This window comes from Shigella sp. FC1544 (assembly GCF_001722145.1).
Classification (GTDB): domain Bacteria; phylum Pseudomonadota; class Gammaproteobacteria; order Enterobacterales; family Enterobacteriaceae; genus Escherichia; species Escherichia coli.
Window position 1 is genome coordinate 1 of record NZ_MECT01000006.1, and the last position, 13,757, is coordinate 13,757.

A 13,757-nucleotide genomic window follows, 5' to 3' on the forward strand; every position below is an offset into this window, starting at 1 on the left:
ACGGTTGTGGCGCACGTCTTCGGTGAACGCACTCTGGCCACACTGGAGCGTCTTCTGAGCCTGCTGTCGGCCTTTGAGGTCGTGGTATGGATGACGGATGGCTGGCCGCAGTATGAATCACGCCTGAAGGGAAAGCTGCACGTTATCAGCAAGCGTTACACTCAGCGCATTGAGCGACATAATCTGAATCTGAGACAACATCTGGCAAGGCTGGGACGGAAGTCACTGTCGTTCTCAAAATCGGTGGAGCTGCATGACAAGGTCATCGGGCATTATCTGAACATAAAACACTATCAGTAAGTTGGAGTCATTACCTGTTATCAATTTATATTATTTACAAACTAATTGTTTCAAATAATACATGGCTGATTATGCGGAAATAAATAATTTCCCACCGGAATTAAGTAGCGGCGGTGACAAGTATTTTCATCTACGTAACTATTCGGAATATTCAGAATATACTAGCGGTTTTTTTTTGAGTTTGATGATTTTTATCAAATCATGACTTTTTTCCTGAAAAGTCAGTAGATATTCATAGGCAAGTAAGGTTTTATACTTTGCTGACAGGATTCAGGCCTGTCTCAGACTGACATGGATGTAATGAACAAAAGGGAATGGCTATGGAAAATGAGCATCAATACAGTGGTGCCCGGTGTTCAGGGCAAGCCGCATATGTTGCTAAACGTCAGGAGTGCGCAAAATGATGCGCCAATCACTTCAGGCTGTTTTACCTGAAATTTCAGGCAATAAAACGTCATTGCTGCGTAAATCGGTATGCAGCGATCTCCTCACTCTTTTTAATTCTCCTCATTCGGCATTACCGTCATTACTTGTTTCAGGCATGCCCGAGTGGCAAGTGCATAACCCGAGCGACAAACATCTCCAGAGCTGGTATTGCCGTCAGCTGCGTTCTGCACTGTTATTTCATGAGCCACGGATTGCGGCGTTGCAGGTTAATTTGAAAGAAGCGTACTGCCACACTCTGGCGATCAGCCTTGAGATAATGCTGTACCACGACGATGAACCGCTAACGTTTGATCTGGTCTGGGATAATGGCGGTTGGCGCAGTGCGACGCTTGAGAATGTCAGCTAAGCACAATCTCCAGCTCGCGCAGTTCACGCCAGAAGCGTTCGGCAACTGGATTCATGCGGGTATTCATACGGTATGCGTAGGCCTGAATCGGGATCACCAGTTCGTCCCGATTCAGCACAACGAGTTGCCCGCTGCGAATTTCTTGTTGGATGGCATACTCCGGCAGCCAGGCAATCCCACAGCCGTCGAGGGCAACCTGCTTTAATAGCTCGCTCATCGAAGAGACAAAAAAGGTGCTGAAACTTAACTCGCTGTGGCGCGTCAGGGTGCGATTAATCAATCGCCCCATGTAGGAGTTGCGGCTGTAATTCAGTAACGGAAAGTGTGGCTGCGCGAGGTTAAAAATTGCTTCTCCGTATTCGTCACTGGCGCAAACGGGGAACAATTGAGATTCAAATAAGCGAATGTGGTCAAACGGTGCTTCCAGCAAATCTTCGTCGTGAAAGGAAAAAATACAGTCACTTTGCCCTTCACGCAGTTTATCGACTGCTTCATCGACATCAATAGCTTCAATCGCCCAGGTAAAGAGCGGCGGCATCTGGCTGATAATGGACGGTAACAGACCGAGGGAAAGAGAGTGTGCAGCGGCTATCTTGATTTTACGTTGCGCGTAATCGCTGCCGCCACGCAGCTCTGCAAGGTTACTTTCTAACTGTTGCAACAGATGGCGGATCTGCGAATGGAAGATTTTCCCTTGTTCTGAGAGTTGCAGCGGCGTCACCTGGCGGTTAAACAATTCAACGCCAATCGCCTGTTCCAGCGCGCGGATGCGGCGGCTGAATGCCGGTTGCGAGACGTTACGACTGACTGCCGCCTGGGAAAAATTGCGGCATTTTTCCAGGGTCAGAAAATCATAAAGCCATTTGGTTTCAATATTATGCAAAACCGCACCACAGTCATCCATTACGTTTTACTCTGTCAGCCGCCCTTGCGGGCATTCTACGTCCATTAGGGCGGCTGACAACCGTTTAAGCCGTTTCAAACGTTCCTTTCACGCAGGCTTTGCCGTCTTTGACCATCAGTTTGCCGCGAGCATATACCTGCTCAATGCGCAATTCTGGCGTCATGACTAGTAAGTCTGCGTCATTGCCAGGCAGAATTTCGCCTTTCCCGCTCAGGTTAAGGAAACCGGCTACGCTACTGGTGAGCGGGCGCAGGGCATCGCTGATACTGAAATCATAGTCTTTGACCAGCACCTGCACGGTTTCCAGCAACGTTTCAAAACCTGCAACACCGATATGGGTTAAATTCCCTTCGTCATCGAAGAACGGCTGGCTACCGTTGCCGTCGGAGCTGAGGGTGACGCGTGCCAGCGGAATACCCGCCTGAACGGCGCGGGCAATACCTTCGGCAGGGGCGACCGGTTCGTCAATGCTGCTGGTGATATCGATGGTGCCGCCTTTGCGCGCGAACTCCAGCGCCTGCTCAAACAACGGTACGTTGCGGTTAACGTGGGTCGGCAGCAGCTTGCTGATCGGCACATCGCAGTTTTCCAGCAGGTCATAAATAGGCTGTAACGCCTTTTTACTGTCGCCCATGTGGAACACGGTGACGCCAGGTTTACTGCCGAGCAAACCGCCAACGCGGGATTCTGCCGCCATATTAGCCAGGTGATAAACGTCCGGTGCGGCAGAACGGTGATCAGAGATGGCGCATTTCACGCCAATCACACGATCGATAATCGCCACGTCTTTTTCCACGGAACCCGTAATAGTGCGGGAAGGGATATGATAAGCGCCGGTCAGCATCCAGGCGCTGATGCCTTCTTCATTGAGCGCACGGGTCTTGGCGAGCAGGGATTCCGGGTGGCGAGAGATAGAGTCGGTGCCCAGCAGACCAACCACTGACGTGACGCCCGCTTCCGTCAGGCGACTTAGCGCCACTTCCGGCGTGCGCGTCGTGGGACCTGCTTCGCCGCCACCGCCAATCAAATGGACGTGTTGATCAATAAAACCTGGGCAGAGGATCTGCCCACTGAGATCGACAACCGTGCAGTTCGGTACAATGTCAGAAGGGATATTGCTGGCAACGGCGATAATTTTGCCGTTAGCGACGAGGACATCGCAAATTCCCCGATCTTCCGGCGCATACAAATGCGCTCCCTGCAGCAGGGTAAAACCGGCTGCGGTATAATCAATCATGGTAACTCCTTGTTAAACAATAAGCTGCATAACCCAGATCGACAGCAATGCGTTAATCACGCAGACCGTAATGATATGCGGGTAATATTTGGCATTCACTTCGGCTGTCCCCAGGCAGCGACCGACATTTTGCACCGGGTTGCCCATTAAATACATCGCGGGCAGTAAAACGGTGACATCGTGACCGGTTAATGCGCCAGCGGTTGCCAGACTGGCGGCAACACCGACTGCGCCACCCATACTCATTAATGCGGCTAAAAGGACGGTTGCCGCTTCACCGGGTAATCCCCACAGCGCCATTACGGGTTCACAGATATGCCCCACCCAGTCGAGCAGGCCGGTAATTTTCAGCGCCTGAATGATGACAAACGCCATCACCACGTTTGGCAGCAGGTTGGTCGTGGCGATAGTAAAGCCACGGCGCGCGCCATCGATAAACATATCCATGACGTTTTTGCGGACCTGAGTTGTCATGCTTGCGCTCCTTGCGTTGGGTTGCGACGTTCTTCGAAGTTAAGCCAGACGCGCAAAATGTTGGCTCCGACAAATTTAAACACCAGGATGACGGCTAAAGGTACGATTACGGACGTGCCCAGAAAGGCGAACACCGCGACGCCGGAAGAGAAGTAGTTGGTGATGATGGCGCTACCGCTGGTTTGATATGCGGCGAAAATCACTTTATCGCGTTCGGTAATTTCACCTTCCTGCGCCAGCTCTTTGGTCATACCGGCGGCGGCATCAGTGTTTTGCAAGTTAGCGATCAGCGCCAGCGAGCAGATCCCTGGAATGCCCAACAACGGTTTTAGCACAGGTGTCATTAACTGCTGCGCGGCGCGTAATCCACCAAGACCATCGGTAATTGAAATAATCCCCAGAGAGAGAATGACTGACGGTGCCAGCTCCAGCGCAAAGAGAAAGCCATCTTTAGCCCCCGCACCACCCGCGCCGCGAAATGAGGTGGTGGCTCCGTTCGCACCAGGCAGTTGCCCAAACGATCCGTTCAGAACGGAAAAATCAAAAACGCGCCACCAGCTGTCTGTTCCGGAAAAAACACCGGAAAAAAAGATTATGGTGAGAAAAAAAGCCAGATACCCTTTAATGCCCACTTTTTCTGTCGCCAGCTCCCCGGCTACAGCATCCCCTTGTTGTGTCATAACAATCCCCATTGTTTTTTTGTGTTTGTGTGTTGCTTGAGCCAGGAAAATTCCTGGAACTGAAAAACCTTATCAGCCATGTGGGTATGGGGAAAATGCAAGTATGTTTCTGGCTATGCGTTTTTTGCATAGGGGAAACATTACGCTGTGTGGAAAAGGTTCTGCGCAGGATTGAGTTGCAGAAAATTCATAAACCCAGTGACAATGACATTGGTAAATAAAAACAGAAAATCCAGGGACGAAAACGAGATGGCAAAGCACAACGAAAAAGAGCTGGCGGATACGAGCAAGTTTTTAAGTTTTGTCCTCCGACACAAACCGGAGGCGATTGGTATCGTACTGGACCGTGAAGGATGGGCGGATATCGATAAGCTCATACTTTGTGCCCAAAAAGCGGGCAAGCGATTAACCCGTGCATTGCTGGATACCGTGGTCGCAACCAGCGATAAAAAGCGTTTTAGTTATTCCAGTGATGGTAGGTGCATCCGCGCGGTTCAGGGGCATTCGACTTCGCAGGTCGCTATTTCCTTTGCCGAAAAAACACCGCCACAGTTTCTCTACCACGGTACGGCAAGCCGTTTCCTTGACGAGATAAAAAAACAGGGGCTGATTGCAGGGGATCGTCATTACGTGCATCTCTCTGCTGATGAAGCAACGGCACGCAAAGTGGGAGCAAGACACGGATCGCCGGTTGTCTTAACCGTCAAAGCACAGGAAATGGCGAAACGAGGCATTCCTTTCTGGCAAGCGGAAAACGGAGTCTGGCTGACATCAACGGTTGCGGTCGAATTTCTTGAGTGGTAAGGGAAACACTCCTCATGAAGTGACCACTTGCAGCTTAAATAATTGTACTGTGCTGATAAGCGCAGCAATAAACAACGCCGCCGCGCCGCAGAGAGTGGCGCCGGCAAGCGCCGATGTTCCATTGCCGAGCATACTGGTCAGCGCCGGGCCGAGGATTTGTCCAATGCCGTAAATGAGCGTCACAAAGCCTAAAAGATTGAGATTTCCCGGAACGCTCAGTTGGCGGGCGATAGTCATCACCAGAGATGTCGTGCCCATAAAGGTACCGCCAAAACCGATACTACTAATGATAAGCAAGAGAGGAGAGTCGCTGGCGAGAGTAAGCAGCACACTGATAGCCTGCACCAGCAAATTCGCCGTCAGGCAAGGCAAAGCCCCCCAACGTTTTGCTGCCCATAGCCAGCCAAAGCAGCCTGGCACAATTGATAAGCCGACTAACGTCCAGAGATGGGCGGTTAACAATGGTGAGCCTGCATCTTTCGCCATGAGCGGCAGGTAAGTCGCGACGATGATATAACCAAATCCCGCAAGGCCGTACAGAATAGCCAGTAACCACCAGCTCATTATCTGTTGCTCCGTTTTTGCCAATGGCATTGGTGCGATAGCGTGTTTTTTCGAGGGCATTAAAAGCGTAAGTGCAATCAGCATCATGCCAGAAAGCGCTCCGGCGCCTTGCCATAACGTTTGCGAGGAGAAGGCAAAATGCAGGCCTGCCAGAACATATTCGTTGCCCAGTGCAATGCCAATGCCAACGCCAGAAAACAAAGCTGCCAGCACAAAAGGATGGCGCGTGTGCTGCATAATCAGCGTCGAACCAAAAATCAGCATACCGGCGCTGGCGACACCCGCCAGGAAGCGAATCAATAACACCAGAATAAATGGCGGCAACCATGCCATTGCGAGGATCAACAACCCGCTCGCCAGGGCAGAAACCAACAGAAATGGGCGTAGGCGCGACGGCTGGTGAAATGTGCCAAACGAAAATAGCAGACTGCCAGCCAGATACCCCGCATAGTTGCCGCTGGCAATCCACGAGAGCTGGCTAAATGAAAACGCCCCTTCCGCCATAATGACGGGCAACATAGGCGTATAAAGGAAGCGACCTAATCCCATACCTAGGGTCAGAACCAGCATCCCGAAAAGCGCGGTGCTGAAAGAAAAGCGTTCTACGGGATGCGAGGACGAAGGCATGTTTAACCTTGTATGTCATTTTTGTTGTTAACAAGTTAATAACAAAAAGGTGAAATATGCCAGCCTGTTAATGCGATGATTTAGGGGTAAAGCGATAAAAACGATTTGGTTCGCTAACGATATAAATATTACCAGAGGCATCCATCGCAATCCCTTCGGCCTGTTTGATGTTATGCGACAAACCTCGACTACCTTTGGTTAGTGATATTTCACCGATAACCTCGCCAACCAGGGTGACTTCCTGGAGTGCGCGAGATTCATGAGACAGCACCAGAAGCGTATTTTTTTGCTGGTTAAATTCTGCGCCGGACACATCATCTAAAGTAAATTGCCGTTGTAGTGCCTCGTCTTTGCTGATGTGTAATTCATTGCTACTTAACAGCCCGTTAACTTTGTAGACCTCAATCAGATTTTTCTCTTTAAAAAACCAGAAAGTGTGATCCTGGCGAGAATAAGCCAACCCTTCAAAACCGCAATTGGTTGGGGAGTCTTGCAGCGGGATTTTTATTTTTTTGAGGATTTTTACTTCCGAGTTTGGGGTCAGTGAAATCACATAAATGGCGTAATCGCGCTCATCGCTAATGACAAACTGATTATCGCCAATGTATTCGATCGTCTCGAGATCCTTAACAAAATCCAGAGGAATTGTGCGGATAAAATCACCATTGGTGGTCATTTCAACAATGGCGGCAGGTTTGTTGATAGTGCTAAAAAGAGTATTGCTTTGTGCCGACCAGGTCAGCGAAGAGATATTATTCGTTATGCCTGCAATTTCTTTGCCGTCAATGGTGGCGTGGTAATTCTGAAATGATGCTGCATGATTGCTTTTACGGGCGCAAGATTGCACGAAGAAAGTACACACTGCCACAATGGCAAAAAGAATCACAATAACGGAGATGCGTTTACTTAACGAAATACTTTTTGTCACGGTAATCCCTTTAAGGCAAATCAATAAGATATCGAGAAGTATACGTAGCGACCTTAATGAATCCTTAACGCGGAGAAACCCGGTAATGTGCAATGCAGCGCCAGACACCATCCTGCTGGCAATAAATTGACTCAGTCAGCCCAGGGATCACCCATTGTATTTCCTCGCCGGGGGGACAGGTCAGCCAAATGCATAACCCGCAGCCGCCGCGTAAATCACGGGGAATATCGCTGACGCGAAAAGTCATGCCCGCTGCCTGCAACGCTTTGCGGGTTTGTATGACGCCGACTGTGGAGTGAAATAAAAATAAAAACTCTTTCATCGGCGTGTCCTCACTCGTTGACCAATTACCGCCGCGCCAATTGCGCCAGCAAATTGCGCATCAGGATGGGTATTTACCGGCATTCCCAGGTGAGATTCCAGCATCCGGGCAAACGTCTGGCAATGACTAACGCCACCAGTAAACAGAATCGGCGCTTCACAGGAGAGACGAGCAATGAAATTGGCACTCCTCCGCGCCATCGCGTTAATCACTCCGGCGAGAATCGCTTCTGGCGCGACGCCCGCTGAGCGCAGGCTGATCACTTCTGATTCGGCAAACACTGTGCACATACTCGTGATGGCATGCGGCGTGACATTTTCGGTAATGCTGTCGAGTTGCTCGACGCTGGTGCCAAGCGTGCGCGAGATCACTTCCAGGAAACGCCCGGTGCCCGCCGCGCATTTGTCATTCATCAGGAAATCGCACAGGTTACCGTCATCATCAAGCTGAATCACTTTGCTGTCCTGACCACCGATGTCGATTACCGCGCGCGTTGCTGGCGCAAGAAACCGTGCGCCCAGCCCGTGACAGGAGATTTCCGTCACTTGTTTATCGGCAAAATCCACCAGTTGCCGTCCATAGCCGGTGAGCGTCAGAAACGGCGTTGTCTCTAACCCTTCGCGCAGAGTTTCCCAGGCTTCAGTAATTGCTGTTGCCGGACGAAAGGGTGTTGGAACGAGGAAACGGCGCGTAATCACGCCGTCTGCTAGTAAGATCCCTTTGGTGGCGGTAGAACCAGAATCAATGCCAATCGAATATGTCACTGCCACTCCTTACAGCATCTCAATAAAGGCCGCGACACGGGTACTGAGCTGCCCCGACATCTGAGGTGGAGTAGTCTGTTTCAATAGCGATATAAGGAATGTTGTGCTGCTGACGCACATGACGTTTAATCGCCAGCGATTCCACCGCGTAGGTATGGCACGCCTGCAAAATCACATCAACTACGCCATCGACCTGATATTCTTCCACCATCTGGCTGAGCATTTGCAGGCGCTGATCGTTCGGCGAAACACAGGAGCAGCCAATCGCCAGATATTTATCCGCCAGCGCGTCGTAGACATCGCCCGTTTCCGCCACGCATTAGCTCGGTCGCTTTCGCCCCAGTGCAGTTTTCATAACCGACAACCCAGCCGCCATTCTCTTCAATCGCCCGCACCACTTTTTCTGCTGCGCCGCCAATCGGGCAGCCGGTGATTAAAATGCGTGGACGCGGGTCCAGTCGCTGGCCTTCTTCCCACTGCTGACGAACGCGGGCGGTCATTGCATCCAGTTCATTGATCAACGCCTCTTTATCGAACCGGAAGGTTGCGCCGTAGACCACTTTCAGAATGTCGCTGCCGCTAAGCGCCGGAGGATTTAACTGCCCAAGATGATAAAAATTGGCCAGTGCGCGACGTTCGCGGTTTTTCAGCGCAATGGCATCGCGCAGAGCATCTTCGCTAATCTCGTGCCCAAAACGTTCTTCTACCGTTTTTTGCAAGCGCAGCATCTCGGCTTTCCATAACGCACGCGAGGCATCGTCCTTAACGCTGTTCGGCAACTGCATCACATGAACGGGCTTAAACTCCGCCATGTATTCATACATTTTCTTTTTGCCGTCGCAGGTGGTTTCACCGACCACCAGATCCGAAAAGTAGAAGTAGGGGCATTTATCGGTTTTGCCGAAGCCGTAGCTGCTTTTAATCAGCGGGCAGAGGTTGCGCGGCAGATCTTTCTCCGCTTCTTCAATGGTTTTATCAGAGGTAGAACAGAGCGAAACCACAACCGCACCGGCTGCCATCGGGATCTCTTGCGGCATAAAGGTGCAGTAAGTGCCAACCAGCGGAATGCCGCGCTCCTTGAGATCCATGACGGTGAGAAAGCCTTTCTGGCGAGCTTCAGAGAACTGATCGAAAATGGCGGGTAGATCGGTGATAAGTGACATGATTTTCCTTCCCCGTACCACGGGAGATAATGAAAAGAGGCCACATTATTACCATTCTTTTAGTATGGTTTATTTGATCTCTCTCGCGGTTAGCCACTTAGTTTTTCATGGATTTCTAAAAATTGCTGAGGGGGAACAAGGCCGGGAGCTGCGACAACAAATATAAAATTAGCCCAATACAACCGCCAACCAGCGTACCGTTGACACGGATAAACTGCAGATCTTTGCCGATATTTAACTCGATTTGCCGCGACATATCTCGAGCATCCCAGCTTTTTACTGTATCGCTGATGTGGCGCGTCAGGAATGCGGAAAACTCAGGCGCGACGCGGTGCGCGGCTTGTTCCAGGTGACCATTTAACGATGCCCGCAAGGCATCATCGGCAATTAACGTTTCGCCAAACCATTGACCCGCCCGCGCGATACGTTCTTTCACACGAGAATCTTCACTGTTGATATCCGCTTTCAGCCATTCCCGTAAATCCCCCCACAATTCACTGAGATAGCGGTTAAAAGCTTCATCTTCTTTCAGATAACTTTTTACGGCATCGGCTCGCGCTGCCATTTCCGGATCGTTTTTCAGCTTGTCGATCAGGGCAAAAGTGGCGCGATCAAACGCATGACGGATCTGATGCGCACGATCGCGGCTGATATCATCAAGCAAAGAATTCACCGCGTCAGAAACCAACTCCGCGCTATGTTCGCCCAGCCATTCAGTAGGCAAAATTTTGGCTTTCAGCGGATGCTCGCTCTCCAGCCAGCGAACAATTTGCTGGGCAATAAACTTGCGCGATTTATCGCGCTGGAGAAGGGCGATCAACTGTGCGATCAGCGTATCGAGCAGCACCTGATGACGATCGTTTTTGGTCATACTCTCCAGCATCAACGCACTGGTTCCGGAAAGATCGACCTTATCAATCGCCCGATGGACCGCGCGCTTAAGCAGGCGCTGAATACGCGCATCATCGGTCAGTTCAAGAAAACCGCTCATGATCTGCAACAGATGCTGACCAACGCGGCGGGCGTTCTCCGGCTGACTAAACCAGTTGCCAATCAACAACGCCGGTTCGTGACGTCGAATCAATGCCACCAGCGACTGGGTATCGAGAAATTTTTCCTGCACGAACTGACCGAGATTTTCGCCAATCCGGTCTTTATTACGCGGGATAATCGCCGTATGACGAGAAATGATCGGAATCGGCACGCGGCGAAACAGCGCCACCACCGCAAACCAGTCCGCCAGCGCGCCGACCATCGCCGCTTCAGCAATCGCCTTCACGCCGCTCACCCAAAAATTGGGCGGCAAAAACAGCGTAACGACAAAGGTAGCAGCGGCGATAAGCAGTAAAGAGAGCGCCAACATTTTGGCGCGTCTGAGTTCAATGAGTTTATTCATAACGTTAAGAATAGAGCCTGACGGCAGGATCGCGCAAAAATCACCGCTCCTCCGCCAGCTCGGCAGCCTGATGTTGGCGCACGCGATTAAGCAATCCTGCCAGGGTGAAAACGACGATAACGCCCGCCACGACGGCTAACAGATGAAACGGCAAGCGACCGCCGTTAAACCACAGCCAGCGGCCGATTTCGACCGAGACAGACATCACCATCAGGATCACCATATTCAGCGATGCGGAGACGGTCCCTTTCGGTAAGTTATTGGAAAAAAGCGTAAAGCGGAATAAGGTCGGGAAGATCAAACCAATCCCGAAAGCATACAAACTGGTGCCCAGCACCGACCACAGCCAGACGTGCGGTGACAGCAGATTGCCGATAATCAACAGCGCGAGGCCGACCAGTTGAATGGGTACAGCACGCCAGATAAAGCGCGGTTCGGTCGGATCTTTAACGAAACGCGCCACGATGGCATTCGCGACAATCACCGCGCCGAACACCGGAACCTGTGTCCAGGCGAACTGCGAAGTTGTTAAGCTGCCCGCGTCGATCAGGATCACCGGCGAGACAGCCACCCAACTCATCATTGGGATATAGCTTAAAGAGATGGTTGTTGCGCCAAAGAGGAACAGCCGATTGCAAAAGACATTACGAAAATCGCGAAAGACGCTTTTGGCGCTAAATGGAACCGCGCCGCGCTTCACCGTCTCTGGCATCGCCAGCAGTAAGCCAACAAATGAGATAAACCCCATAACTGCAATGATGGCAAAAAGGACTTTCCAGTGCACAAAGTGCATCAGAGCTGCGCCGGAAAGCGGGCCAATAATCGGCGCAATCAGTACGATGGAGGTGATAATCGCCATCAACTTGATCCCTTTTGTCTGGCCGAACGCCTCCTGCACCGTGACATAACCAACGGTGGCAATAAAACAGATACTGGTGCCCTGAATTGCACGCGCGATAAGAAACTGTGTCATAGACGTTGTGAACATTGTCGCAGCGCAGGCAAGGGTAAATATTAGCGCCCCGGTAATCAGCACCGGCCTGCGGCCAATCCTGTCGGAAAGCGGCCCCAGCAGCCACTGTAACGCCATACCGCCCGCGAGATAGAGACTGACGGCTGCCGGGGCCAGACTGACATCGGCATTAAAATCACGGACCACATTAATGATCCCCGGCTGGATCAGATCCGTCGACAGGTACGCGGCAAAGTCATACAAAATCAACGCCATCGGGAAAAACAGCGTGGCGGCATGGCGGGCAAAAAAACGTGGCATAACAAACAACTCCTTGTTCGGAGAACCCCAACGGGGAAAACGAAATTCAATACCGTCGGTAATGACGAAAGGCAGGCGAGAAGGGCAACGAGACTGCAAATGTACTGAATTTCATGTAATCAACCACACTGCCTGTGAACACACAGACAGAGAAATACCTTCTGACTCCAGGTCAGAATGTATAACGATTACAAATAGTCATCAGCACATTACACCTCTTTAATTGATGGGTTGCATAGAAAATATACACCTTAAGTGTAATTAAAATTTGCGGTTAATCAAAAGAGCGCGGTGGAAAGGGGAATATCTGCCGGGTACAGGAAATGTAAAACGCGAGCCTGTTTCCGGAAAAATGTATCGTTTGCAGACGCCTGGAAAGCACCTCGGGGAACGAGAAATTGCCGGGTGAGAATGGTTTTGTTAGTCGCTAAAGTCGGGCCATCTTATCTACAGGTGACGGATCGCCATGACAAACTTCACGACCAGCACGCCACATGACGCATTATTTAAATCCTTTCTCACTCACCCTGACACCGCGCGGGATTTTATGGAGATCCACTTACCCAAAGATTTACGTGAACTGTGCGATCTCGACAGCTTAAAACTGGAATCCGCCAGCTTTGTCGATGAAAAATTGCGGGCGCTACACTCCGATATTCTGTGGTCGGTAAAGACCCGTGAAGGTGATGGTTATATTTACGTAGTGATTGAACATCAGAGCCGCGAGGATATTCATATGGCATTTCGCCTGATGCGATATTCCATGGCGGTGATGCAGCGCCATATCGAGCATGATAAACGCCGGCCGCTACCGCTGGTTATCCCGATGCTGTTTTATCACGGTAGCCGTAGTCCTTACCCCTGGTCCCTGTGCTGGCTGGACGAATTTGCCGCCCCGACTACCGCACGGAAACTTTATAGCGCAGCGTTCCCGCTGGTGGATGTCACTGTCGTGCCAGACGACGAGATTGTGCAGCATCGCAGAGTCGCCCTGTTGGAGTTGATCCAAAAGCATATTCGCCAGCGCGATTTGATGGGGCTTATTGACCAACTGGTAGTATTACTGGTTACAGAGTGTGCTAATGACAGCCAGATAACTGCGCTGTTAAATTACATTTTACTGACTGGCGATGAAGCGCGTTTTAAGGCGTTTATCAGCGAACTTACCAGGCGAATGCCACACCACAGGGAGCGAATAATGACAATTGCAGAGCGAATTCATAATGATGGATGGCTGTTGGGAAGGGAGAGGGGGAGGAAAGAAGGGAAAGTAGAAGGGGAACGGAGCCTCCTCCGATTGTTGTTGCAGAATGGGGCCGATCCTGAATGGATACAACGATATACCGGACTTTCGGCAGAGCAAATGCAGGCATTAGATCTGAAGTGGCACACTGAATTTGGCCACCTGAACAGAGGTGATATGCTCACCTCAGAACAACACAGGTGCTCCAATGAAAAAAAGAAATTTTAGCGCAGAGTTTAAACGCGAATCCGCTCAACTGGTTGTTGACCAGAAATACACGGTGGC

The 13,757-nt window shown here is 50.9% G+C and carries 17 protein-coding genes and 1 pseudogene; 7 read left to right on the forward strand and 11 right to left on the reverse strand.

Annotated features, from left to right (window positions below; all coding sequences use genetic code 11):
- From BGK49_RS00405 to iraD, 5 genes are all read left to right on the forward strand, one after another.
- A partial coding sequence (locus BGK49_RS00405; RefSeq protein ID WP_069375675.1) for an IS1 family transposase occupies window positions 1-300 on the forward strand: 300 nt, incomplete at its 5' end.
- A gap of 32 nt (window positions 301-332) precedes the next feature.
- Window positions 333-383, forward strand: coding sequence for a hypothetical protein (locus BGK49_RS31565; RefSeq protein ID WP_419715538.1), 51 nt, complete (start codon window positions 333-335; stop codon window positions 381-383).
- A complete protein-coding gene (gene ytiD, locus BGK49_RS31365; protein ID WP_001329085.1) occupies window positions 362-505 on the forward strand; it encodes a protein YtiD in 144 nt (47 codons plus the stop codon). Before BGK49_RS31565 ends, ytiD begins: the two co-directional genes overlap by 22 nt.
- 115 nt (window positions 506-620) lie before the next feature.
- Window positions 621-704, forward strand: a complete 84-nt coding sequence (gene idlP, locus BGK49_RS28825) for an iraD leader peptide IdlP (RefSeq protein ID WP_120795393.1) — start codon at window positions 621-623, stop codon at window positions 702-704.
- Window positions 701-1,093 (forward strand): anti-adapter protein IraD, encoded by a 393-nt coding sequence (iraD, locus tag BGK49_RS00415; RefSeq protein WP_000986206.1) that lies wholly within the window; start codon window positions 701-703, stop codon window positions 1,091-1,093. Before idlP ends, iraD begins: the two co-directional genes overlap by 4 nt.
- Here iraD and hypT read toward each other — a convergent pair.
- The 4 genes from hypT to BGK49_RS00435 form a co-directional block, all read right to left on the reverse strand.
- Window positions 1,086-1,997 (reverse strand): hypochlorite stress DNA-binding transcriptional regulator HypT, encoded by a 912-nt coding sequence (hypT, locus tag BGK49_RS00420; protein WP_000340766.1) that lies wholly within the window; start codon window positions 1,995-1,997, stop codon window positions 1,086-1,088. The two genes, iraD and hypT, sit on opposite strands and share 8 nt — an antisense overlap.
- Before the next feature lie 64 nt (window positions 1,998-2,061).
- Window positions 2,062-3,234 carry a beta-aspartyl-peptidase gene (gene iadA, locus BGK49_RS00425; RefSeq protein ID WP_000568428.1) on the reverse strand — a complete coding sequence of 391 codons (1,173 nt, stop codon included), beginning with the start codon at window positions 3,232-3,234 and terminating at the stop codon, window positions 2,062-2,064.
- A 12-nt stretch (window positions 3,235-3,246) separates the two neighbouring features.
- Window positions 3,247-3,708 (reverse strand): YjiG family protein, encoded by a 462-nt coding sequence (locus BGK49_RS00430; protein ID WP_000211971.1) that lies wholly within the window; start codon window positions 3,706-3,708, stop codon window positions 3,247-3,249.
- Window positions 3,705-4,388, reverse strand: coding sequence for a nucleoside recognition domain-containing protein (locus BGK49_RS00435; RefSeq protein WP_001295597.1), 684 nt, complete (start codon window positions 4,386-4,388; stop codon window positions 3,705-3,707). Before BGK49_RS00435 ends, BGK49_RS00430 begins: the two co-directional genes overlap by 4 nt.
- Before the next feature lie 249 nt (window positions 4,389-4,637).
- Here BGK49_RS00435 and kptA point away from each other — a divergent pair, with 249 nt between their 5' ends.
- Window positions 4,638-5,192, forward strand: a complete 555-nt coding sequence (kptA, locus tag BGK49_RS00440) for an RNA 2'-phosphotransferase (protein ID WP_004988466.1) — start codon at window positions 4,638-4,640, stop codon at window positions 5,190-5,192.
- A gap of 12 nt (window positions 5,193-5,204) precedes the next feature.
- On the opposite strand, the gene BGK49_RS00445 is transcribed toward kptA, so the two are convergent.
- The 7 genes and pseudogenes from BGK49_RS00445 to mdtM all read right to left on the reverse strand — a co-directional run bounded on the left by BGK49_RS00445 (window position 5,205) and on the right by mdtM (window position 12,229).
- Window positions 5,205-6,383 (reverse strand): MFS transporter, encoded by a 1,179-nt coding sequence (locus BGK49_RS00445; RefSeq protein ID WP_001141187.1) that lies wholly within the window; start codon window positions 6,381-6,383, stop codon window positions 5,205-5,207.
- Window positions 6,384-6,450: 67 nt separating this feature from the next.
- On the reverse strand, window positions 6,451-7,422 hold the full coding sequence (locus BGK49_RS00450; RefSeq protein ID WP_162281793.1) for an SdiA-regulated domain-containing protein: 972 nt from the start codon (window positions 7,420-7,422) through the stop codon (window positions 6,451-6,453).
- On the reverse strand, window positions 7,376-7,633 hold the full coding sequence (locus tag BGK49_RS00455) for a DUF3343 domain-containing protein (protein ID WP_000657676.1): 258 nt from the start codon (window positions 7,631-7,633) through the stop codon (window positions 7,376-7,378). The genes BGK49_RS00450 and BGK49_RS00455 overlap by 47 nt, the downstream gene beginning before the upstream one ends.
- Complete coding sequence (gene yjiL / locus BGK49_RS00460) at window positions 7,630-8,397, reverse strand: putative 2-hydroxyacyl-CoA dehydratase activator YjiL (protein WP_000222495.1); 768 nt, start codon at window positions 8,395-8,397, stop codon at window positions 7,630-7,632. Before yjiL ends, BGK49_RS00455 begins: the two co-directional genes overlap by 4 nt.
- A 9-nt stretch (window positions 8,398-8,406) precedes the next feature.
- Window positions 8,407-9,560: pseudogene (locus BGK49_RS00465) on the reverse strand (double-cubane-cluster-containing anaerobic reductase).
- A 115-nt stretch (window positions 9,561-9,675) separates the two neighbouring features.
- The gene (locus BGK49_RS00470; RefSeq protein WP_001037377.1) at window positions 9,676-10,956 is read right to left on the reverse strand and encodes a DUF445 domain-containing protein; all 1,281 of its coding nucleotides are present in this window, start codon (window positions 10,954-10,956) and stop codon (window positions 9,676-9,678) included.
- 40 nt (window positions 10,957-10,996) lie between these two features.
- The gene (mdtM, locus tag BGK49_RS00475) at window positions 10,997-12,229 is read right to left on the reverse strand and encodes a multidrug efflux MFS transporter MdtM (RefSeq protein WP_001137007.1); all 1,233 of its coding nucleotides are present in this window, start codon (window positions 12,227-12,229) and stop codon (window positions 10,997-10,999) included.
- Window positions 12,230-12,695: 466 nt separating this feature from the next.
- On the opposite strand from mdtM, the gene BGK49_RS00480 reads away from it, so the two are divergent.
- Window positions 12,696-13,700: an Rpn family recombination-promoting nuclease/putative transposase gene (locus tag BGK49_RS00480; RefSeq protein ID WP_000181157.1), complete on the forward strand. Its 1,005-nt coding sequence runs from the start codon at window positions 12,696-12,698 to the stop codon at window positions 13,698-13,700.
- Window positions 13,701-13,757 lie beyond the last annotated feature (57 nt).

Excerpts from the sequence above, each read along its gene's own strand:
- ytiD (WP_001329085.1), top strand. The coding sequence starts at position 362 with ATGGCTGATTATGCGGAAATAAATAATTTCCCACCGGAATTAAGTAGC.
- idlP (WP_120795393.1), top strand. The coding sequence starts at position 621 with ATGGAAAATGAGCATCAATACAGTGGTGCCCGGTGTTCAGGGCAAGCC.
- iraD (WP_000986206.1), top strand. The coding sequence starts at position 701 with ATGATGCGCCAATCACTTCAGGCTGTTTTACCTGAAATTTCAGGCAAT.
- hypT (WP_000340766.1), bottom strand. The coding sequence starts at position 1,997 with ATGGATGACTGTGGTGCGGTTTTGCATAATATTGAAACCAAATGGCTT.
- iadA (WP_000568428.1), bottom strand. The coding sequence starts at position 3,234 with ATGATTGATTATACCGCAGCCGGTTTTACCCTGCTGCAGGGAGCGCAT.
- BGK49_RS00430 (WP_000211971.1), bottom strand. The coding sequence starts at position 3,708 with ATGACAACTCAGGTCCGCAAAAACGTCATGGATATGTTTATCGATGGC.
- BGK49_RS00435 (WP_001295597.1), bottom strand. The coding sequence starts at position 4,388 with ATGACACAACAAGGGGATGCTGTAGCCGGGGAGCTGGCGACAGAAAAA.
- kptA (WP_004988466.1), top strand. The coding sequence starts at position 4,638 with ATGGCAAAGCACAACGAAAAAGAGCTGGCGGATACGAGCAAGTTTTTA.
- BGK49_RS00445 (WP_001141187.1), bottom strand. The coding sequence starts at position 6,383 with ATGCCTTCGTCCTCGCATCCCGTAGAACGCTTTTCTTTCAGCACCGCG.
- BGK49_RS00450 (WP_162281793.1), bottom strand. The coding sequence starts at position 7,422 with ATGGTGTCTGGCGCTGCATTGCACATTACCGGGTTTCTCCGCGTTAAG.
- BGK49_RS00455 (WP_000657676.1), bottom strand. The coding sequence starts at position 7,633 with ATGAAAGAGTTTTTATTTTTATTTCACTCCACAGTCGGCGTCATACAA.
- BGK49_RS00470 (WP_001037377.1), bottom strand. The coding sequence starts at position 10,956 with ATGAATAAACTCATTGAACTCAGACGCGCCAAAATGTTGGCGCTCTCT.
- mdtM (WP_001137007.1), bottom strand. The coding sequence starts at position 12,229 with ATGCCACGTTTTTTTGCCCGCCATGCCGCCACGCTGTTTTTCCCGATG.
- BGK49_RS00480 (WP_000181157.1), top strand. The coding sequence starts at position 12,696 with ATGACAAACTTCACGACCAGCACGCCACATGACGCATTATTTAAATCC.